At 43.1% G+C, this 20390-nt stretch carries 18 protein-coding genes; 16 read left to right on the top strand and 2 right to left on the bottom strand.

From position 1 onward, the window contains the following. Positions 1–8 precede the first annotated feature (8 nt). From H8796_RS17030 to H8796_RS17105, 16 genes are all read left to right on the top strand, one after another. Positions 9–1409, top strand: a complete 1401-nt coding sequence (locus H8796_RS17030) for a C1 family peptidase (RefSeq protein ID WP_117933125.1) — start codon at positions 9–11, stop codon at positions 1407–1409. 336 nt (positions 1410–1745) lie between these two features. Further along, positions 1746–3095, top strand: coding sequence for a Na(+)-translocating NADH-quinone reductase subunit A (locus H8796_RS17035; protein ID WP_008647277.1), 1350 nt, complete (start codon positions 1746–1748; stop codon positions 3093–3095). Positions 3096–3216: 121 nt separating this feature from the next. Next, the gene (locus tag H8796_RS17040; RefSeq protein WP_004306321.1) at positions 3217–4389 is read left to right on the top strand and encodes an NADH:ubiquinone reductase (Na(+)-transporting) subunit B; all 1173 of its coding nucleotides are present in this window, start codon (positions 3217–3219) and stop codon (positions 4387–4389) included. A 13-nt stretch (positions 4390–4402) separates the two neighbouring features. Then, positions 4403–5077, top strand: coding sequence for a Na(+)-translocating NADH-quinone reductase subunit C (locus H8796_RS17045; protein WP_074636550.1), 675 nt, complete (start codon positions 4403–4405; stop codon positions 5075–5077). 21 nt (positions 5078–5098) lie between these two features. Continuing rightward, complete coding sequence (locus H8796_RS17050) at positions 5099–5740, top strand: NADH:ubiquinone reductase (Na(+)-transporting) subunit D (protein WP_117933127.1); 642 nt, start codon at positions 5099–5101, stop codon at positions 5738–5740. Between the two features lie 30 nt (positions 5741–5770). Beyond that, positions 5771–6397: an NADH:ubiquinone reductase (Na(+)-transporting) subunit E gene (nqrE, locus tag H8796_RS17055; protein WP_008999403.1), complete on the top strand. Its 627-nt coding sequence runs from the start codon at positions 5771–5773 to the stop codon at positions 6395–6397. An 18-nt stretch (positions 6398–6415) separates the two neighbouring features. Further along, positions 6416–7690: an NADH:ubiquinone reductase (Na(+)-transporting) subunit F gene (gene nqrF, locus H8796_RS17060; RefSeq protein ID WP_117933129.1), complete on the top strand. Its 1275-nt coding sequence runs from the start codon at positions 6416–6418 to the stop codon at positions 7688–7690. 249 nt (positions 7691–7939) lie between these two features. Then, entirely contained in the window at positions 7940–8119 is a 180-nt protein-coding gene (locus tag H8796_RS17065; RefSeq protein WP_074557187.1) for a hypothetical protein, read from the top strand. Between the two features lie 46 nt (positions 8120–8165). Continuing rightward, complete coding sequence (locus H8796_RS17070; RefSeq protein ID WP_117933131.1) at positions 8166–9500, top strand: DEAD/DEAH box helicase; 1335 nt, start codon at positions 8166–8168, stop codon at positions 9498–9500. Positions 9501–9705: 205 nt separating this feature from the next. Beyond that, positions 9706–10773: a 3-phosphoserine/phosphohydroxythreonine transaminase gene (serC, locus tag H8796_RS17075; RefSeq protein ID WP_117933133.1), complete on the top strand. Its 1068-nt coding sequence runs from the start codon at positions 9706–9708 to the stop codon at positions 10771–10773. A gap of 98 nt (positions 10774–10871) precedes the next feature. Continuing rightward, on the top strand, positions 10872–11792 hold the full coding sequence (locus H8796_RS17080) for an NAD(P)-dependent oxidoreductase (protein ID WP_008999406.1): 921 nt from the start codon (positions 10872–10874) through the stop codon (positions 11790–11792). A 162-nt stretch (positions 11793–11954) separates the two neighbouring features. Further along, complete coding sequence (locus H8796_RS17085; RefSeq protein WP_117933135.1) at positions 11955–13202, top strand: DUF1015 domain-containing protein; 1248 nt, start codon at positions 11955–11957, stop codon at positions 13200–13202. A gap of 233 nt (positions 13203–13435) precedes the next feature. Next, positions 13436–14053 carry a YigZ family protein gene (locus H8796_RS17090; RefSeq protein WP_117933137.1) on the top strand — a complete coding sequence of 206 codons (618 nt, stop codon included), beginning with the start codon at positions 13436–13438 and terminating at the stop codon, positions 14051–14053. Positions 14054–14149: 96 nt separating this feature from the next. After that, positions 14150–14896 (top strand): C39 family peptidase, encoded by a 747-nt coding sequence (locus H8796_RS17095; protein ID WP_117933139.1) that lies wholly within the window; start codon positions 14150–14152, stop codon positions 14894–14896. 35 nt (positions 14897–14931) lie between these two features. Beyond that, positions 14932–16017: an HpaII family restriction endonuclease gene (locus H8796_RS17100; RefSeq protein ID WP_117933140.1), complete on the top strand. Its 1086-nt coding sequence runs from the start codon at positions 14932–14934 to the stop codon at positions 16015–16017. Positions 16018–16086: 69 nt separating this feature from the next. Next, on the top strand, positions 16087–16656 hold the full coding sequence (locus H8796_RS17105) for a nitroreductase (RefSeq protein ID WP_117933142.1): 570 nt from the start codon (positions 16087–16089) through the stop codon (positions 16654–16656). 123 nt (positions 16657–16779) lie between these two features. On the opposite strand, the gene gcvP is transcribed toward H8796_RS17105, so the two are convergent. Both gcvP and H8796_RS17115 read right to left on the bottom strand, forming a co-directional pair. Then, a complete protein-coding gene (gene gcvP, locus H8796_RS17110) occupies positions 16780–19629 on the bottom strand; it encodes an aminomethyl-transferring glycine dehydrogenase (RefSeq protein WP_117933144.1) in 2850 nt (949 codons plus the stop codon). A 112-nt stretch (positions 19630–19741) separates the two neighbouring features. Further along, positions 19742–20380: an MBL fold metallo-hydrolase gene (locus H8796_RS17115; protein WP_004311627.1), complete on the bottom strand. Its 639-nt coding sequence runs from the start codon at positions 20378–20380 to the stop codon at positions 19742–19744. Positions 20381–20390 lie beyond the last annotated feature (10 nt).

Genomic DNA, 20390 nt, shown 5'->3' on the forward strand with positions numbered 1-20390 from the left:
TTATATCAATGAATAAACAGATTTTATCAATTTTTGTTTTATGTGCTTTTTCTTATTCTACACAAGCGCAAGAAGTGAAAGGCGGCATCAGCGACTCCATGATGCAACAAATCAAGCAGAGTTACGCAAACACTCCTACCGACAAGGCTATCCGCAATGCTATCGGTAGCAACGACATTCGTAAACTGGCTCTCAATCAGGATAACCTGAAGGGGATGGATACGCATTTCTCCATCAAAGTGCCTTCCAAAGGTATCACCGATCAGAAATCTTCCGGCCGTTGCTGGCTTTTTACAGGTTTGAATGTGATGCGTGCCAAAGCGATCGCCAAGCATGACCTCGGTTCCTTCGAATTCTCGCAAACTTATCCTTTCTTCTTCGATCAGCTGGAGAAAGCTAATCTCTTTCTGCAAGGTATTATCGACACCAGTAGTAAGCCGATGGATGATAAAATGGTGGAATGGCTCTTCCGCAATCCTTTGAGTGACGGTGGAACATTTACCGGTGTAGCCGATATCGTCAGTAAATACGGGCTTGTTCCCAAAGATGTGATGCCGGAAACCAACAGTAGTGAAAATACTTCCCGTATGGCAGGTCTGATTGCCCTGAAACTTCGTGAACAGGGGCTTCAACTGCGTGATCTCGCTGCGCAAGGTGCTAAACCTGCTGTCCTTGAGAAAACAAAAACAGAGATGTTGAGCACCATCTACCGCATGTTAGTGTTGAATCTCGGTGTTCCTCCTACTGAATTTACCTGGACTGAATATAACGCTAAGGGTGAGCCTGTGTCTACCGAAACTTACACTCCGCTTTCTTTCCTGAAAAAGTATGGTGACGAAAAACTGATTGATAATTATGTCATGTTAATGAATGATCCGAGCCGTGAATATTATAAGTGTTATGAGATAGACTACGACCGCCACCGTTACGATGGTAAAAACTGGACGTATGTCAATCTTCCCATCGAGGATATCAAAGAAATGGCTATTTCTTCTCTCAAGGATAGCACGATGATGTATTTTTCTTGCGATGTAGGTAAGTTCCTGAATTCTGACCGTGGTCTGCTGGATGTCAAAAACTACGACTACGAATCTCTTATGGGTACTTCTTTTGGCATGAACAAGAAGCAGCGCATTCAAAGTTTTGCCAGTGGCTCCAGTCACGCCATGACTCTTATGGCTGTCGATCTTGACAAAAACGGGAAACCGACGAAATGGATGGTTGAAAATAGTTGGGGCCCTGCTGCCGGTTATCAGGGGTATCTCATCATGACGGATGATTGGTTTAATGAATATATGTTTCGTCTGGTAGTAGAAACGAAATACGCATCGAAAAAAGCACTCGAAGTATTGAAACAGAAACCTATCCGACTTCCTGCCTGGGATCCCATGTTTGCCGGAGAGGAATAACCACTCTGCATAGGCCTGTATGCCGCAAGGTCTTCCGGCCTACTTTTTTCTCCGTCAAGCGAGCGCCCGTAACGGAGCGTCAAAAAGGGCAGACTGTTTGAGCGTAGCGAGTTTCTGCCCTTTAGCGAAGTGAAGGGAGCGAGTAGGAGAAAAAAGTCAGCCTTGAATTTTTCTTTGCTTCTTTCTTTTGTTTCAAGACAAAAGAAAGATGATTACGTGTGCGACCACGAAAGGAATTACGGATATTTTTCCGTAATTCCTTTCTTTTTTCCTCCCGAATCCCAATCTTATTTATTACTTTTGCGGCAAATTTATGAAACCATTATTTTATCTAGCATGGCAAATGTAATAAAGTTACGTAAAGGCCTTGACATAAACCTGAAAGGTAAAGCTGCTGAAACGTACGCAACAGTAAAAGAACCGGGGTTCTACGCACTCGTACCCGATGACTTTCCTGGAGTGACGCCTAAGGTAGTCGTGAAAGAGCAGGAGTATGTAATGGCTGGTGGACCCTTGTTTATCGACAAGTATCATCCTGAAGTGAAATTTGTTTCGCCGGTGAGCGGCGTGGTGACGAGTGTTGAACGTGGTGCTCGTCGCAAGGTGTTGAACATCGTTGTGGAAGCTGCTGCAGAGCAGGACTATGAAGATTTTGGGAAAAAGAATGTTGCTTCGATGGATGCTGAAGCTGTGAAAACCGCTTTGTTGGAAGCCGGACTTTTCGCGTTTATCAAACAGCGCCCTTATGACATCATTGCTGACCCGACGGTCACTCCGAAAGGAATCTTTGTATCCGCATTCGACACTAATCCGTTAGCTCCGGATTTTGAGTTCGCCCTCAAAGGTGAAGAAACAAACTTCCAGACAGGACTTGATGTTCTTGCCAAACTGGCAAAAACCTACCTGAATATCAGTGTGAAACAGAACGCTGCTGCACTGACACAGGCTAAGAACGTTACAATCACCGCTTTCGACGGACCGAACCCTGCTGGTAATGTAGGTGTTCAGATCAACCATCTCGACCCCGTATCTAAGGGAGAAACGGTATGGACCATCGATCCGCAAGCCGTAATCTTCATCGGTCGCCTTTTCAATACAGGCCATGTGGATTTCACCCGTACAGTAGCTGTGACGGGTTCCGAAGTGTTGAAACCTGCATACTGCAAACTCCAGGTAGGCGCATTGCTCACCAACGTGTTTGCCGGCAATGTAACAAAAGACAAAGACTTACGCTATATCAGCGGTAATGTACTGACAGGAAAGCAAGTATCTCCGAACGGATTCTTGGGCGCATTCCACAGCCAACTGACTGTTATCCCCGAAGGTGACGACATTCACGAAATGCTCGGATGGATCATGCCGCGCTTCAACCAGTTCAGTGCCAACCATTCTTATTTCAGCTGGTTGATGGGTAAGAAGGAATATACGCTGGATGCCCGCATCAAAGGTGGCGAACGTCACATGATTATGTCGGGTGAATACGATAGGGTATTCCCGATGGATATCCTGCCCGAATATCTGATTAAAGCAATCATCGCCGGTGACATCGACCGTATGGAAGCGCTTGGTATCTATGAAGTGGCTCCTGAAGATTTCGCTCTTTGCGAATTCGTCTGCTCTTCGAAGATGGAACTGCAACGCATCGTTCGTGCCGGACTTGATATGCTCCGTTCGGAAATGGCGTAAGAGAATTAAAAATGATAGATTAAAAATTAAAAAATGATAGTTGAGTCTTTATGAAATTGTCTTCCGGTAAACACAGCGTAGCTATTTCTCAATTCTCAATTTTCAATTCTCAATTTAATAAATGAAAGCGTTAAGAAATTATCTCGATAAGATAAAGCCGAACTTTGAAGAGGGCGGCAAATTCCACGCATTCCAGTCGGTGTTTGACGGCTTCGAAACATTCCTGTTCGTGCCCAACAAGACTGCGAAAACGGGAACGCACATACATGACGCAATTGATAGCAAGCGCATCATGTCGATTGTGGTTATTTCGTTGGTACCGGCTTTGCTGTTCGGTATGTATAACGTAGGTTACCAGCATTTCACTCACACGGGTGCTACTGGCAGCTTTATCGAAATGTTTGCATACGGATTCCTGGCAGTACTGCCTAAAATTATCGTATCTTATGTAGTAGGTTTGGGTATTGAGTTCGTGGTAGCTCAATGGAAGAAAGAAGAAATACAGGAGGGATTCCTCGTTTCCGGTATCTTGATCCCGATGATCGTTCCGGTAGACTGTCCGCTGTGGATTCTTGCCGTAGCTACTGCATTCTCTGTTATCTTCGCAAAAGAAGTATTCGGTGGTACAGGTATGAACGTTTTCAACGTTGCGTTGATTACTCGTGCATTCCTGTTCTTTGCATATCCGACTAAGATGTCCGGTGACGCCGTTTGGGTGTCGGGCGACAGTATCTTCGGTCTGGGACAAAGCGTAGACGGACTTACCGTTGCTACTCCGCTGGGACAAGCTGCTACATCTGGTAGTGTTCCTGCATTCAACATGGATATGATTACAGGTCTGATTCCGGGTTCGATCGGTGAAACCAGTGTGATCGCTATTCTGATTGGTGCGGTTATCTTGCTTTGGACAGGCGTTGCTAGTTGGAAGACAATGATTTCCGTTTTTGTCGGTGGTGCATTTATGGCATGGGTATTCAACTCAATCGGCATGGAAAACAATACAATGGCTCAAATGCCTTGGTACGAACACCTCGTTCTTGGTGGTTTCTGCTTCGGTGCCGTATTTATGGCTACTGATCCTGTGACTTCCGCACGTACGGAAAGAGGTAAATATATTTTCGGATTCCTGATCGGTGTGATGGCTATCGTTATCCGCGTACTGAATCCGGGTTATCCGGAAGGTATGATGCTTGCCATCCTGCTGATGAACATCTTCGCTCCGCTGATTGACTACTGTGTAGTACAGGGTAACATCAGCCGTCGCGAAAAACGCGCTATCAAGTCTAACCAATAAATACCGAAAGAAAATGAATACGAATAGTAATAGTTATACTATCATTTATGCTTCGGTAATGGTTATTATCGTAGCATTCCTGCTGGCATTCGTTAGTTCTTCATTGAAATCTACACAAGATAAGAATGTGCAGTTGGACACTAAGAAACAGATTCTCGCTGCACTGAACATTAAAAATGTGGAGGATGCGGATGCTGAATATAAGAAATATGTGAAAGGGGACATGCTGATGAACGTAGACGGTACGCTGACTGAAAATACAGGTGAATTTGCTACCAACTACGAGAAAGAAGCGAAAGAACAACAACGTCTGCACGTGTTTGTGTGCGAAGTGGACGGTCAGACTAAATATGTGGTTCCTGTTTATGGTGCCGGCCTTTGGGGCGCTATCTGGGGATATGTTGCACTGAACGAGGATAAAGATACCGTTTACGGTACTTACTTCTCACACGCTAGTGAAACTCCGGGTTTGGGTGCTGAAATTGCAACCGAAATGTTCCAACAGGAATTTGTAGGCAAGAAGACTTTGGAGAATGGCTCTGTTGCTTTGGGTGTTGTAAAACACGGTAAAGTGGAGAAGGCTGATTATCAAGTGGATGGTATCTCTGGTGGTACAATCACTTCTGTAGGTGTAGATGCCATGCTGAAGACTTGCCTGAATAGTTACTTGAGTTTTTTAACTAAATAATAAGGAGGAGAAAGATAGAATATGGGACAACTGTTTTCAAAGAGAAATAAAGAAGTATTCTCTGCTCCGTTGGGAATTGATAACCCGGTAACCGTACAGGTGCTCGGTATCTGTTCTGCACTTGCTGTTACTGCAAAACTGGAGCCTGCTATTGTAATGGGACTTTCGGTAACAGTGATTACTGCATTTGCTAACGTCGTTATTTCATTGTTGCGCAAAACCATTCCTAACCGTATCCGTATCATCGTTCAGTTGGTAGTGGTAGCCGCTCTGGTAACTATTGTAAGTGAAGTTTTGAAAGCGTATGCTTATGATGTAAGTGTTCAGCTTTCTGTATATGTAGGTTTGATTATCACCAACTGTATCCTGATGGGACGTCTGGAAGCATTTGCTATGCAGAACGGTCCTTGGGAATCTTTCTTGGACGGTGTAGGTAATGGTTTGGGATATGCCAAGATTTTGATTATCGTTGCTTTCTTCCGCGAACTGCTCGGTTCGGGAACATTGCTCGGTTTCAATATCCTGAACTACGAACCTATCCAGAATATCGGATACGTAAATAACGGTTTGATGTTGATGCCGCCGATGGCATTGATTATCGTAGCTTGCATTATATGGTATCAACGTGCACGTCACAAAGAACTGCAAGAAGAAAGTAATTAATTCTTCATTCTTAATTCTTAATTAAAAGATATGGAACATTTATTAAGTTTATTCGTCCGCTCTATCTTTGTGGACAACATGATATTCGCATTCTTCCTGGGTATGTGCTCATACCTGGCTGTTTCGAAGAATGTGAAGACTGCCGTAGGACTGGGTGTTGCTGTGACTTTCGTGTTACTGGTGACGCTTCCGGTGAACTACTTGTTGCAAACCAAAGTGCTGGCTGCTAATGCTATCATTGAAGGTGTCGACCTTAGTTTCTTGAGCTTTATTCTTTTCATTGCCGTTATTGCCGGTATCGTGCAATTGGTGGAGATGGTGGTAGAACGCTTCACTCCGTCACTGTACGCTTCGCTGGGTATCTTCCTGCCGTTGATTGCCGTTAACTGTGCTATCATGGGTGCTTCTCTGTTCATGCAACAACGTATCAACGTCGCTCCGAGCGATCCGAAATACATTGGTGATATCTGGGATGCTCTTTCTTATGCATTAGGTTCCGGTATCGGTTGGTTGCTGGCTATCGTAGGTCTGGCTGCTATCCGCGAGAAAATGGCTTACTCTGACGTACCTGCTCCGTTGAAAGGTTTGGGTATCACATTTATCACAGTAGGTCTGATGGCAATCGCATTTATGTGTTTCTCTGGTTTGAACATCTAAAAAGAAAGGAATAAGACAATGGATATGAATTTAATATTAGCGAGCATTGGGGTATTCCTTGTGGTTATTCTGTTGCTTGTTGTAATCTTGTTGGTTGCCAAGAATTTCCTGGTACCATCAGGAGACGTGAAACTGACCATCAACGGCGAAAAAGAATTGGAAGTGGCTTCCGGTTCTACTTTGCTGAATACGCTGTCTGTGAATGGTATATTCCTGTCATCCGCTTGTGGTGGTAAGGGCTCTTGCGGACAGTGCAAATGCCAGGTGCTTGAAGGTGGTGGAGAAATCCTGCCTTCTGAAGTTCCTCACTTCAGCCGTAAACAGCAACAAGATCATTGGCGTCTGGGCTGCCAGGTGAAAGTGAAAGGGGATATGTCTATCAAGATTGATGAGTCTATACTTGGCGTAAAAGAGTGGGAGTGCGAGGTTATCTCCAACAAGAACGTGGCTACATTTATCAAAGAGTTTATTGTTGCTTTGCCTAAGGGCGAACACATGGACTTTATTCCGGGTTCTTATGCGCAGATCAAGATTCCTAAATTCTCAATGGACTATGACAAGGATATTGATAAGAGTCTGATCGGTGACGAATACTTGCCTGCATGGGAGAAATTCGGTCTGATGGGATTGAAATGTAGAAATGACGAAGAGACGATTCGTGCCTATTCTATGGCGAACTATCCTGCCGAAGGTGACCGTATCATGTTGACAGTACGTATCGCTACTCCTCCGTTCAAACCGAAAGATCAGGGACCTGGATTTATGGATGTAATGCCGGGTATCGCTTCTTCTTATATCTTTACCCTGAAACCGGGTGACAAGGTTGTCATGAGTGGTCCTTACGGAGACTTTCACCCGATCTTCAATTCCGACAAGGAAATGATGTGGATCGGTGGTGGTGCCGGTATGGCTCCGTTGCGTGCGCAAATCATGCACTTGACGAAGACGTTACATACTACCGACCGCAAGATGTCTTACTTCTATGGTGCCCGTGCCTTGAACGAAGTGTTCTACTTGGAAGACTTCCTGCAAATCGAAAAGGATTTCCCGAACTTTACTTTCCATCTGGCACTCGACCGTCCGGATCCTGCTGCTGATGCTGCAGGCGTGAAGTATACTCCGGGATTCGTTCACAACGTAATCTACGAAACTTACCTGAAGAATCACGAAGCTCCTGAAGATATTGAATACTATATGTGTGGTCCTGGCCCGATGTCGAAAGCTGTTGAGAAGATGCTCGACGATCTTGGCGTTCCGGCACAGAACCTGATGTTCGATAACTTCGGAGGATAATTCGCGGAAGAGAACAACCGGTCGGTAAAATGACCGGAAAGAATATATCAAACAGAGCGGGAAATCTGAAAAGCAGTAGTGCTTCTTGGATTTCCCGCTTCTTTTTTTAGGGTATTCCATGATGTCTTTACGCTATGTTTTCTATCTATTTTATGTCTGTTTAAAAGATAGTTCTCCTTTTTTATCTGTACTTATCTATTATATTCGTATATTTGACTACACAATAAAATTATTAAAATACAATAGGTTATGGAATATCATCGTATATCTTTCATTCACAATGATACAGAGTATTCATTTGTTAAAGCAATGAGTTCGAACTTAACGGGATATGCATTAGTAACGGCTTGTAGGGCAGAAGTAACCATTTATATGAAAGAGAACAACCTGAAAGGTTATTATATATTGACCGGTATGGCTAAAGTTTGATTGTATTTTTGTCTCCGTACCCTTTCCTTTTTGTATCTTTGCCTCCATGTTAGAGAAAAATGAAATTATACAAGCGGCTCTCCGCAATTTGAAGATTGAAGAGCTGAATCCGATGCAGGAAGCATCACTTGAACAAGCTACCGGAAGAAAAGACGTTATACTGTTGTCACCGACAGGATCGGGCAAGACATTGGCTTATCTGTTACCTTTGCTCCTTACCCTAAAACTGAATGATGACAGCGTGCAGGTACTGATTCTGGTTCCTTCACGTGAGTTGGCATTGCAAATAGACTCTGTGTTCAAAGCAATGGGGACTTCCTGGAAAACCTGTTGTTGTTATGGTGGACATCCTATCGCTGAAGAAAAGAAGAGTATAGTGGGTAATCACCCTGCTATCATCATCGGTACTCCGGGACGTATCACCGACCATTTGTCGAAAGGAAATTTCGATCCCGAAACCATCGAGACTTTAATTATCGATGAGTTTGACAAATCTTTGGAGTTTGGTTTCCATGATGAAATGGCAGAGATTATCACGCAGCTTCCGGGATTAAAAAAACGTATATTACTTTCGGCTACCGATGCTGAAGAGATTCCTGAATTTACAGGATTGAACCGCACGGTGAAGTTGGACTTCCTTTCGGACGCTTCTGAAGAACAGGAGTCCCGTTTGAAACTGATGAAGGTGCTTTCTCCTTCCAAAGATAAGATTGATACTTTATATAATCTGCTTTGTACATTGGGAAGCAGTTCGAGCATTGTATTCTGTAATCATCGGGATGCAGTGGATCGTGTACATCAGTTATTGGCGGATAAAAAACTGTCTGCGGAACGTTTTCATGGTGGTATGGAACAGCCGGACCGCGAACGTGCGCTCTACAAATTCCGTAACGGCAGTTGTCATGTGTTGATTTCTACCGATTTGGCTGCCCGTGGACTGGATATTCCGGAGGTGGGACATATTGTTCATTATCATTTGCCGGTGAATGAAGAAGCTTTTATGCACCGCAATGGACGAACAGCACGTTGGGATGCTACCGGAACGTCCTATCTGATTTTGCATGCCGAAGAGAAACTTCCTCCGTATATCCCGGAAGATATGGAAACAGTTGTGTTACCTGAAAATCCTCCCCGTCCTCCGAAATCGGTTTGGGCTACCATTTATATAGGTAAAGGAAAAAAGGAGAAACTTAGCCGGATAGATATTGCCGGATTCTTATATAAAAAAGGAAATCTGATCCGCGAAGATGTCGGAGCGATTGACGTCAAAGAACATTATGCTTTTGTCGCTGTTCGCCGGGCTAAGGTGAAGCAACTCTTGAATCTGATTCAAGGCGAGAAAATCAAAGGAATGAAGACTATTATAGAAGAAGCGAAGTAAAGATCTTTTCTGTAAGATACCTTACTTGACATCTATGGATAACAAAATGGTGTATATATCCTGTATAAACCAATAAAAAGAAAGGAAAATCTGCTTTAAAACAGTATTTTTATAAGGAAAGATTTGTGCGGCGGAAATAAATTCGTAAATTCGCAAGGTCAAAAGACAAAAGTAACGAAATTGTTAAACCAAAAACAAACTTCAAATGAAAAAGCATAATTTCAATGCAGGACCTTCCATTCTTCCGCGTGAGGTGATAGAGGATACAGCGAAGGCTATTTTAGATTTCAACGGCTCTGGTCTCTCTTTGATGGAAATCAGCCACCGCGCCAAAGACTTCCAACCTGTGGTTGACGAAGCAGAGGCATTATTCAAGGAATTACTCAATATCCCCGAAGGCTATTCGGTACTGTTCCTGGGTGGAGGTGCTAGTATGGAGTTCTGCATGGTTCCTTTTAACTTCCTTGAAAAAAAGGCTGCATACCTGAACACTGGTGTATGGGCTAAGAAAGCAATGAAAGAAGCTAAAGGGTTTGGCGAAGTTGTAGAAGTTGCTTCCTCTGCTGAAGCTACATATACTTATATCCCAAAAGATTATACAATCCCGACAGACGCAGATTATTTCCACATTACGACTAACAACACAATTTACGGTACAGAATTGAAGAAAGACCTCGATTCTCCGGTTCCGATGGTTGCCGATATGTCTTCTGATATTTTCTCACGTCCGATCGACGTTTCTAAATATATCTGTATTTATGGTGGTGCACAAAAGAATCTGGCTCCTGCTGGTGTTACATTCGTTATCGTTAAGAATGACGCTGTAGGTAAGGTTTCTCGCTACATCCCGTCAATGCTGAACTATCAGACACACATTGATAACGGTTCTATGTTCAATACTCCTCCGGTAGTGCCTATTTATGCTGCATTGCTGAACCTGCGCTGGATCAAAGCACAGGGTGGGGTGAAAGAAATGGAACGTCGTGCCATCGAAAAGGCTGATATGTTGTATGCTGAAATCGACCGTAACAAAATGTTTGTTGGTACTGCTGCCAAAGAAGACCGTTCACGCATGAATATCTGTTTCGTGATGGCTCCTGAATACAAAGACTTTGAAGCTGACTTCTTGAAGTTTGCTACTGAAAGAGGCATGGTAGGCATCAAGGGACACCGTTCTGTAGGTGGTTTCCGTGCATCTTGCTACAATGCTCTGCCGAAAGAAAGCGTACAAGCTTTGATCGACTGCATGCAGGAATTTGAAAAACTTCATTAATAATATTTTCACCACAGATTACACAGACGGACGCAGATTTTTTAATTCTGTGAGAATCTGGGTAATCTGTGGTGAGTCTTTATAAACAGAATTAGATTATGAAAGTACTTGTAGCTACTGAAAAACCGTTTGCTAAAGTTGCAGTAGACGGTATCCGTAAAGAAATAGAAGCAGCCGGATTTGAGCTTGCTTTACTTGAGAAATATACAGATAAAGCCCAGTTGCTGGATGCGGTGAAAGATGCTAATGCCATCATTATCCGTAGTGATATTGTTGATGCAGAGGTGCTTGATGCTGCTAAAGAATTGAAAATCGTAGTTCGTGCCGGTGCAGGATATGACAATGTGGACCTGGCTGCTGCCACTGCTCACAATGTATGTGTGATGAACACTCCGGGACAGAATTCTAATGCTGTTGCCGAACTTGCTTTGGGTATGATGGTATATGCTGTCCGTAACTTCTATAACGGAACTTCCGGTACGGAATTGATGGGCAAGAAACTGGGTATTCATGCTTATGGAAACGTAGGCCGCAATGTAGCTCGTGTTGCCAAAGGTTTCGGAATGGAAGTGTATGCTTATGATGCATTCTGCCCGAAAGAAGTAATCGAAAAAGATGGTGTGAAAGCACTTGATTCTGCAGAAGAATTGTATAAGACTTGCCAGGTGGTATCTCTTCATATTCCGGCAACTGCCGAAACAAAGAACTCTATCAATTATGCGCTGTTGAAAGATATGCCGAAAGGTGCTATGTTGGTAAACACTGCCCGTAAGGAAGTGATTAACGAAGCAGAACTAATCAAACTGATGGAAGAGCGTGCAGACTTCAAATATATCACAGATATTATGCCTGCTGCTAACGCAGAGTTTGCAGAAAAGTTTGCCGGACGTTATTTCTCAACTCCTAAGAAGATGGGTGCTCAAACTGCTGAAGCAAATATCAATGCCGGTATTGCTGCCGCTCAACAAATTGTTGGCTTCCTGAAAGATGGTTGCGAGAAATTTAGAGTAAACAAGTAAGATTCTGAATAAGTCTGCCGGATTTTTCAGGATAACTAGGGTAGTATCTGAATAAAAACAATCCGTTGCAGAATGTCTTTTTTAGAAATAAGTAGTATATTTGAGCCACAGATTTTCAAGAAGTCTGTGGCTTTAATTTTTTACATATAAAATACTAATATCATGGCAATAATCAAACCTTTCAAGGGCATTCGTCCTCCGCAAAACCTCGTAGAACAGGTCGCTTCACGTCCTTATGATGTACTGAACTCTGAAGAAGCCCGCGCAGAAGCGGAAGGTAACGAAAAGTCTCTTTATCATATTATTAAACCGGAAATAGATTTCCCTGTTGGTACGGATGAACACGACGAACAGGTGTATGCTAAAGCTGCCGAGAATTTCCAACTGTTTCAGGACAAAGGCTGGTTGGTGCAGGATAAGAAGGAAAACTATTATATCTATGCCCAGACGATGAACGGGAAAACGCAATACGGATTGGTAGTCGGTGCTTATGTTCCCGATTATATGAATGGTATTATCAAAAAGCATGAGCTTACCCGTCGTGACAAGGAAGAGGATCGTATGAAACATGTACGTGTGAACAACGCGAACATTGAGCCTGTTTTCTTTGCTTATCCTGATAATGAGAAGCTGGATGTTATTATAAAGAAATATACAGCAAACAAGCCGGTTTATGACTTTATCGCTCCGGGTGATGGCTTTGGACATACTTTCTGGATTGTCGACCAGGAGGCAGATATTGCGACCATTACTGCCGAATTTGCTAAAATGCCTGCTCTTTATATTGCTGACGGGCATCACCGTTCTGCCGCTGCTGCACTGGTGGGAGCAGAGAAAGCAAGATTGAACCCAAATCATCGCGGTGATGAAGAATATAATTACTTTATGGCTGTTTGCTTCCCGGCAAATCAGTTGACTATCATTGACTACAACCGTGTAGTGAAAGATCTTAATGGTTTGACTCCCGAACAATTCTTGGCTGCACTTGATAAAAACTTTGTAGTAGAAGAGAAAGGCGCGGACATCTATAAACCGTCCGGCTTGCATAATTTTTCACTCTATTTGGGTGGTAAATGGTATAGTTTGACTGCTAAGGCCGGTACGTATAATGATAACGACCCTATTGGCGTGCTTGATGTTACAATCTCTTCCAACTTGATTTTGGATGAAGTTTTAGGTATAAAGGATCTGCGTTCTGATAAACGTATTGATTTTGTCGGTGGTATCCGTGGATTGGGAGAGCTCAAGAAACGTGTGGATAGCGGTGAAATGAAAGTGGCTTTAGCTCTCTATCCTGTGTCTATGAAACAGTTGATGGATATTGCAGATACAGGCAATATTATGCCGCCGAAGACTACTTGGTTTGAACCGAAACTTCGTTCGGGACTGGTGATTCATAAGTTAGATTAAAAAATATCTGTTAGATGATGCGAAAATCATTGTTGATAGGGACTATATCAGTAGATGTGACGCTTGATTGATGTAGAAAAAATAGTGACGGGATATGCCCGGGATAGTGACGGTATCGTTGTGGTATACCGTCACTATTTTTAATTCCCCCAACTGCCTATCATCGATAAGTGGAACATTAATATTTCCAAATGATAGATTGACTTTTCTCATTAAAGACGTATCTTTGCAACATGACTGCTGAAGATACTTATAAAACCATCATTGAGCCTTCCAAAGGTATTTATACGGAAAAACGAAGCAAGTTCATTGCTATAGCCCTTCCTGTGCGTACTCTCGATGAGATAAAGATGCATCTTGAAACGTATCAGAAAAAGTATTATGATGCCCGGCATGTATGCTATGCTTATATGTTGGGAGCTGCACGAAAGGATTTCCGTGCCAATGACAACGGAGAACCTTCCGGAACAGCGGGTAAACCCATTCTCGGACAGATAAACTCGAATGAACTGACGGATATACTGATTATAGTAGTTCGTTATTTTGGAGGAATCAAGTTGGGGACAAGTGGATTGATTGTTGCTTACAAGGCCGCTGCTGCCGAAGCTATTGCTGCTGCTACCATTATAGAAAAGACGGTAGATGAGGATGTGACGGTAATGTTTGAATATCCTTTTATGAATGATGTCATGCGCATTGTGAAAGAAGAGGAACCGGAGATTCTGAATCAGTCGTATGATATGGATTGTAGCATGACATTGCGGATTCGTCGTTCGATGATGCCTAAGTTGCGTGCACGTTTGGAGAAGGTGGAGACAGCGCGGATTCTTGATGATGAGAATATTTTGTAGGTAAAGTATTAGAAGTAGTAATAGAGATAGAGAGTGGATTGCATGATAAATAAATGTCACATAATTTTTAGTCTGTTTTTAAGTTCCTTTGTATGGATGAGCGTTCAGGCGCAAGCACAAATACAGGAAACTCAAAAACTGGCTCCTAATAATATTCCTGTTCCGTGGTATTCGCAGAAAATCGCAGGATGTCCTTACTCGCATTGCTCTCTGGCTTCTTCGTTAATGGTCTTTGATTATTTTAAGGGAATGACGGCTGATACACAACGTACAGCCCAGGATGCAGAAAAGAAACTGATTGAATATCAGCGGAACTACTTTCTGAAAAAACGTGCTCCTTTCCGTCGCCGTACTTCAATAGGGCAGGGTGGATATTATTCTTTTGAGATTGATTCGTTGACACGTTATTATGAAAACATGATAAGTGCCGAACATTTCCAGCAGAAAGATTACCGGATATTGAAAGATTATATTGATCGTGGCATTCCTGTGCTTGTGAATGTGAGATATACAGGTGCAGTTCGTGGTTTGCGTCCCGGTCCGAGAGGGCACTGGATGGTGCTTCGTGGCATTGATGATAAACATGTGTGGGTGAATGATCCCGGACGTTCGCCGGAGATGCGGACTAAAGGAGAAAATATCTGTTATCCTATTAAGAAACAGCCGGGTAACCCTTCTTATTTTGATGGTTGTTGGACGGGACGATTTATCATAGTCACTCCCAGAGAATGGATACGAAACTCTCTGTTTGCACAAGTAGGCAAGCTCCCTCCATTGGAGGAGGTGACTCATATAGTTCCTCCGGTTGTGTCGTCTGTAATATCAGTAGTAGAATTAAGATAAAACATTTGTAGTAAAATAAAGAAGAACAAAAATATATGGCATTTGAAGCAACCAAAAAAGAATGGTGCGAACTCTATTCTTTCTTTCGTCTCTTAGCAGATGGAAAAGTAGTGTTAGGCACAACAGAAGCAAAGGTGGGAGATACATTTTGGCCTGTTGCAATGATTCAACGGGAAGAACATGATGGAACACGTCAGTATTATATTGAGGAAGATACGATTCGTATAGAAGGAGAGAATGGGAGTAAGTCCATGCCTCGTGAAGATTTTGGTATTGTAGCTGATCTGATATTGCAGGCTGTGAAATCTTCGCCGGAAAATGATGTTGCTTCTCCGGAAGGAGTAGAAGAGTTTTTAGACGAAGCTGCCATTTTCGATTTGGAAGCAAAAACAGAAGATCGCACAGATTTTTCCGTTGCGTTCTGGCATCCGAAAGCTCCGTTAAGAGGTTTCAATGTCCGTTCACGGTTGGGCGTAATGAATCCGTTGTTGGACGGAGGACGTGCAGCGAATCTTAAACTGGAACAGAGTGGAGTCAAATTTGCCACTCCAACAGTGAATAAAATCAATGCTTTGCCTGAATCTCCGAATGAAGTTGCCGAACGGATGATGATGATCGAACGTTTGGGTGGCGTACTTAAATACGCTGATGTAGCCGACCGTGTGTTCCGAAGTAATCTTTTGATGATTGATCTGCATTTTCCACGTGTATTGACAGAAATGGTTCGTATCATGCATTTGGATGGTATCTCCCGTATTAGTGAGTTGACGGAAGTTATCAAACAAATGAATCCGTTGAAGATTAAAGATGAACTCATCAATAAGCATAAGTTCTATGAATTCAAGATGAAACAGTTCTTGATGGCATTAGCATTGGGAATGCGTCCTGCAAAGATTTATAATGGATTGGATTCGGCTGTGGAAGGTATTCTATTGGTGGATGGAAGTGGAGAAGTGCTTTGTTATCATAAATCGGAAAAGCAAATAATGGAGGATTTCTTGTTTCTAAATACCCGTTTAGAAAAAGGATCTTTAGAGAAAGATAAATACGGGTTTCTGGAGAGAGAGAATGGAATCTATTATTTCAAACTGAATGCAAAGATTGGGCTGGTCAAACGGTAGAAAAGTACAATGTATTGATTGCAGTCAAACTAATAATGATGACATACTTATATAAAATACTTGTTATCTATGAAAACAAATGAAGTTTTAGAGAACATTAAAGCACGCCGTAGCGTACGGGCTTATACTGACCAGCAAGTTTCAGAAGAGGATTTGCAGGCTATTTTGGAAGCTGCTACTTATGCACCGAGTGGAATGCATCTGGAAACATGGCATTTTACGGCTATTCAGAATATGGATAAGTTGACAGAACTGAATGAACGGATTAAAGGGGCTTTTGCAAAAAGTGACGATTCTCGTTTGCAGGAACGTGGACATAGTAAGACTTATTGTTGCTATTATCATGCTCCGACTTTAGTGATTGTGTCTAATGAGCCTACTCAATGGTGGGCTGGTATGGATTGTGCTTGTGCCATAGAAAATATGTTCCTGGCTGCCCAGTCTTTAGGTATCGGCTCTTGTTGGATCAATCAGTTGGGGACAACATGTGACGATCCGGAGGTTCGTGAATTTATTACTGCTTTAGGCGTTCCTGCCAATCATAAAGTCTACGGTTGTGTAGCTTTGGGTTATCCTGATTCGAAGATTCCAATGAAAGAGAAAAAGGTGAAGGCTAATACGATAACTATCGTTAGATAGAGTACAGCTTCTTTTCTGATAAAAATAATTCCGGGACTTAACGTATGTGAGTCCCGGAATTATTTTTGTGAGGTGATTCTTTAAGAGACAGTGCTCTGGAAATCTCTTTGGATAGGCCCCTTTTTACTCGAAAGTACCATAGCGAGTGGGTAGTAGCTTACGGTCTCCCAAGGTGTTATCTACGCGAGCTACATTTATCCAGAATTTATTGTCACGTACACTTTCTATAGGATAAGCTGCTTTCTCGCGTGTATATGAGTGTTCCCAACGATCACTTACAATTTCATATTCCGGATGAGGAGCATTAATCAATACATTATCATCTTTATCCGCTTCGCCATTCTTCACTTCTTGAATTTCTTTCCAGATATTCAGCATGACATCTACGAAATTGTCTAGTTCTGCCAGACTTTCACTTTCTGTTGGTTCAATCATCAACGTACCGTGGACGGGGAAGGAGAGAGTAGGAGCATGATAACCGTAATCCATCAGGCGTTTAGCAATATCATTCTCCGAGATGCCTGCTTCTTCATGTACTTTCCGGCATTCCAGAATCATTTCGTGTCCTACGAAACCGTTGGCTCCCCGATAAACAACTCCATACGTATCTTTCAGACAAGTAGCCAGATAATTAGCGTTCAGGATCGCAATTTTAGTTGCCTGTGTCAGTCCTTCTGCACCCATCATGCGGATATATCCGTATGTGATAGGCAGAATACCTGCACTGCCGAATGGAGCTGCCGATACTTGATTTTGTGAATTGCCGAAGATTCCGTGTCCGGGAAGGAAAGGAACCAGATGTTCGGCTACGCAGATAGGACCGACTCCCGGACCTCCGCCACCATGAGGGGAGGCGAATGTTTTATGAAGATTCAAGTGACAGACATCCGCACCGATGAATCCCGGATTGGTTAATCCTACCTGTGCATTCATGTTGGCTCCGTCCATATATACTTGTGCACCATAGGCGTGAATGATGTCGCAAATCTCTTTTATCTCGGTCTCGAAGATACCATGTGTAGAAGGATAAGTAATCATCAGTGCAGCTAATTCATCTTTATTCTCTTCAGCTTTTGCACGTAGGTCAGCCATTTCTACATTCCCCTGTTCGTCGCATGCACAGGTGACAGTTACGAAACCTGCCTGTATAGCAGACGCAGGATTTGTTCCGTGAGCCGAAGCCGGAATCAAGACTTTGTTCCGGTGTCCCTGACCGATACTTTCGAGATAGGCACGAATCACACGAAGGCCTGCATATTCTCCCGCGGCACCCGAATTGGGTTGTAGGCTGACTCCTGCAAATCCGGTGATAATTTTCAAATCTTCACTTAGGTTCTTGATTAATTCACGATAACCTTCTGCCTGGTCTTCCGGAACCAGCGGGTGCATACCCATAAACTCGGGACGGCTTAAAGGCAACATTTCTGCGGCTGCATTCAGCTTCATTGTACATGAACCGAGGGAAATCATGGATTGTGCAAGAGAAATATCTTTGCGGTCCAGACGTTTGATGTAACGCATCATCTCTGTTTCCGTGTGATACTTGCTGAATACTTCATGTGTCAGGAAAGGAGTTGTACGTTTCACTTCTTTGGCGATGTTGCTTCTTTCCGGAATATCGTCTACTTTCTGGTAATCTTTTCCGGCAGCAATGGCAAAAATCGAGAGCAACACATTGGCAGCTGCCACATCTGTTGTTTCGTCAATGCTGAAACCAACATTGCCATTTTCATAATAGCGCAGATTAACTTCTTTGGTAAGTGCTATCGTGCGGATTTGCTGTGCCGAAACGTGCTCGGGCAATTCGAAACGTAAGGTGTCAAAGTATTGAGCGTTGACTTGTGTATATCCGCATTTCTTTAATTGCTTTTCAAGAAATACAGTAATGCTGTGTATACGCGATGCAATTGTAGTGATACCCTCCTGACCGTGATAAACGGCGTAAAAGCCTGCCATAGTAGCTAATAATGCTTGTGCGGTACAGATATTTGAAGTTGCTTTTTCCCGTTTGATATGTTGTTCACGTGTCTGTAAAGCCATTCGGTAGCAGAGTTTGCCATATTTGTCTTTAGACCATCCGATGATTCGTCCCGGCATATTCCGCTTGTATTCATCTTTGGTAGCAAAGAAAGCAGCCGACGGACCGCCATAGAACATTGGAGTACCCAAGCGTTGTGTGGTTCCGAATACAATATCTGCTCCCCATTCTCCCGGAGGAGTTAGCAGGGCGAGACTTAAAATATCAGCGGCAACAGCTACTTTGCAGTCTGCGGCATGTGCTTTTTCGGTAAATTCAGAATAGTCCTCTACGTTTCCATGTGAGTTCGGATATTGCAGAATACAGGCAAACACTTCCGGTGAAGGTTCAAAATCTTTATATTTACCTACACGTAGTTCGATACCTTGAGGTACGGCACGTGTAGTCATGACAGCTAATGTCTGCGGAAAAATATTCTCGTCTACGAAGACTACGTTCGCATTGGCTTTCTGTTGCGCGCGGGAGCGTAAGGCATACATCATGCTTACGGCTTCGGCGGCGGCAGTTGCTTCGTCCAGAAGTGAGCAGTTGGCGAGTGGCATGGCAGTAAGATCACATACGGCTGTCTGGAAATTCATCAATGCTTCCAGACGTCCTTGCGATACCTCTGTCTGGTACGGAGTGTAAGAAGTATACCATACCGGATTTTCGAATACATTCCGCTGGATAACGGCGGGAGTGATCGTGTTGTACCATCCCAAACCGATATATGTGGTATATAGTTTGTTTTTAGCTGCCAGTTCAGCGATGTGTTTTCCAAATTCATATTCCGTCAGCGGACTAGTCAATGCTAGTGGCTCTTTCAGCCGTATATTGGCGGGAATTGTCTGATTAATCAATTCGTCCAGTGAGTTCACGCCAATTTTGCGGAGCATTATGGCTGTATCTTGTTCATTGATGCCGATGTGACGGCTAGCTAACAAATCGGTTTTCATAATAGTCAAGTATTAAATTAAGTATTAAGTATCAAGTATTAAGTATTATTGCGGTTAATGGGCGGTTCGCCTTGCTAATACCTAATACTTGATACTTAATACTTATTTTTTATTATCTAAAAAATGGGTTTTCAGCTTTCTCCATTCCGATAGTCGTGGGAGCGCCGTGTCCCGGATAAACGACTGTTTCGTTGGGAAGAACAAATAAACGGCTGCAAATATGTTCTATCAGTTCATCGAAGTTGCCTCCTGTGAGATCAGCACGGCCGATGCTGCCTTGGAACAGGACGTCACCAGAGAACATGCAGTTGTCTTCTTTGCAATAGTACACCAAGCTGCCGGGTGAATGTCCGGGTACGTGTATTGCTTCCAGTTTGGTATGTCCGAAAGTGATGATATCTCCGTCATGCAGGTATTTGCCCAGTGGTACAGGTTCTTCCTGCAACTGAAAGCCAAACATTCTGCTTTGTTTCGGTGCTTCGTCAATCCAGTACTCGTCTGCTTTGTTCGCTTCTGCTGATAATCCGAATTCTTTCAGCATGAACGGATTTCCGAAGATATGATCCAGGTGTAAATGAGTATTCAGCAGATGCTTTACATTCAGTTCATTGGTAAGAATGAACTTTTTCAGTGCCTGCTTTTCTTCTTCATAGAAACAGCCCGGATCAATTACGACTGCTTCTTTAGTGTCATCCCATAATACGTAGCAATTTACGGGAAACATATTAAATTCAAATCTTTTTATTTTCATGGTTTCTCTA

This window comes from Bacteroides sp. M10, from assembly GCF_014334015.1.
In the GTDB taxonomy this organism is placed as follows: Bacteria; Bacteroidota; Bacteroidia; order Bacteroidales; family Bacteroidaceae; genus Bacteroides; species Bacteroides intestinigallinarum.

Excerpts from the sequence above, each read along its gene's own strand:
- H8796_RS17030 (WP_117933125.1), top strand. The coding sequence starts at position 9 with ATGAATAAACAGATTTTATCAATTTTTGTTTTATGTGCTTTTTCTTAT.
- H8796_RS17035 (WP_008647277.1), top strand. The coding sequence starts at position 1,746 with ATGGCAAATGTAATAAAGTTACGTAAAGGCCTTGACATAAACCTGAAA.
- H8796_RS17040 (WP_004306321.1), top strand. The coding sequence starts at position 3,217 with ATGAAAGCGTTAAGAAATTATCTCGATAAGATAAAGCCGAACTTTGAA.
- H8796_RS17045 (WP_074636550.1), top strand. The coding sequence starts at position 4,403 with ATGAATACGAATAGTAATAGTTATACTATCATTTATGCTTCGGTAATG.
- H8796_RS17050 (WP_117933127.1), top strand. The coding sequence starts at position 5,099 with ATGGGACAACTGTTTTCAAAGAGAAATAAAGAAGTATTCTCTGCTCCG.
- nqrE (WP_008999403.1), top strand. The coding sequence starts at position 5,771 with ATGGAACATTTATTAAGTTTATTCGTCCGCTCTATCTTTGTGGACAAC.
- nqrF (WP_117933129.1), top strand. The coding sequence starts at position 6,416 with ATGGATATGAATTTAATATTAGCGAGCATTGGGGTATTCCTTGTGGTT.
- H8796_RS17065 (WP_074557187.1), top strand. The coding sequence starts at position 7,940 with ATGGAATATCATCGTATATCTTTCATTCACAATGATACAGAGTATTCA.
- H8796_RS17070 (WP_117933131.1), top strand. The coding sequence starts at position 8,166 with ATGTTAGAGAAAAATGAAATTATACAAGCGGCTCTCCGCAATTTGAAG.
- serC (WP_117933133.1), top strand. The coding sequence starts at position 9,706 with ATGAAAAAGCATAATTTCAATGCAGGACCTTCCATTCTTCCGCGTGAG.
- H8796_RS17080 (WP_008999406.1), top strand. The coding sequence starts at position 10,872 with ATGAAAGTACTTGTAGCTACTGAAAAACCGTTTGCTAAAGTTGCAGTA.
- H8796_RS17085 (WP_117933135.1), top strand. The coding sequence starts at position 11,955 with ATGGCAATAATCAAACCTTTCAAGGGCATTCGTCCTCCGCAAAACCTC.
- H8796_RS17090 (WP_117933137.1), top strand. The coding sequence starts at position 13,436 with ATGACTGCTGAAGATACTTATAAAACCATCATTGAGCCTTCCAAAGGT.
- H8796_RS17095 (WP_117933139.1), top strand. The coding sequence starts at position 14,150 with ATGAGCGTTCAGGCGCAAGCACAAATACAGGAAACTCAAAAACTGGCT.
- H8796_RS17100 (WP_117933140.1), top strand. The coding sequence starts at position 14,932 with ATGGCATTTGAAGCAACCAAAAAAGAATGGTGCGAACTCTATTCTTTC.
- H8796_RS17105 (WP_117933142.1), top strand. The coding sequence starts at position 16,087 with ATGAAAACAAATGAAGTTTTAGAGAACATTAAAGCACGCCGTAGCGTA.
- gcvP (WP_117933144.1), bottom strand. The coding sequence starts at position 19,629 with ATGAAAACCGATTTGTTAGCTAGCCGTCACATCGGCATCAATGAACAA.
- H8796_RS17115 (WP_004311627.1), bottom strand. The coding sequence starts at position 20,380 with ATGAAAATAAAAAGATTTGAATTTAATATGTTTCCCGTAAATTGCTAC.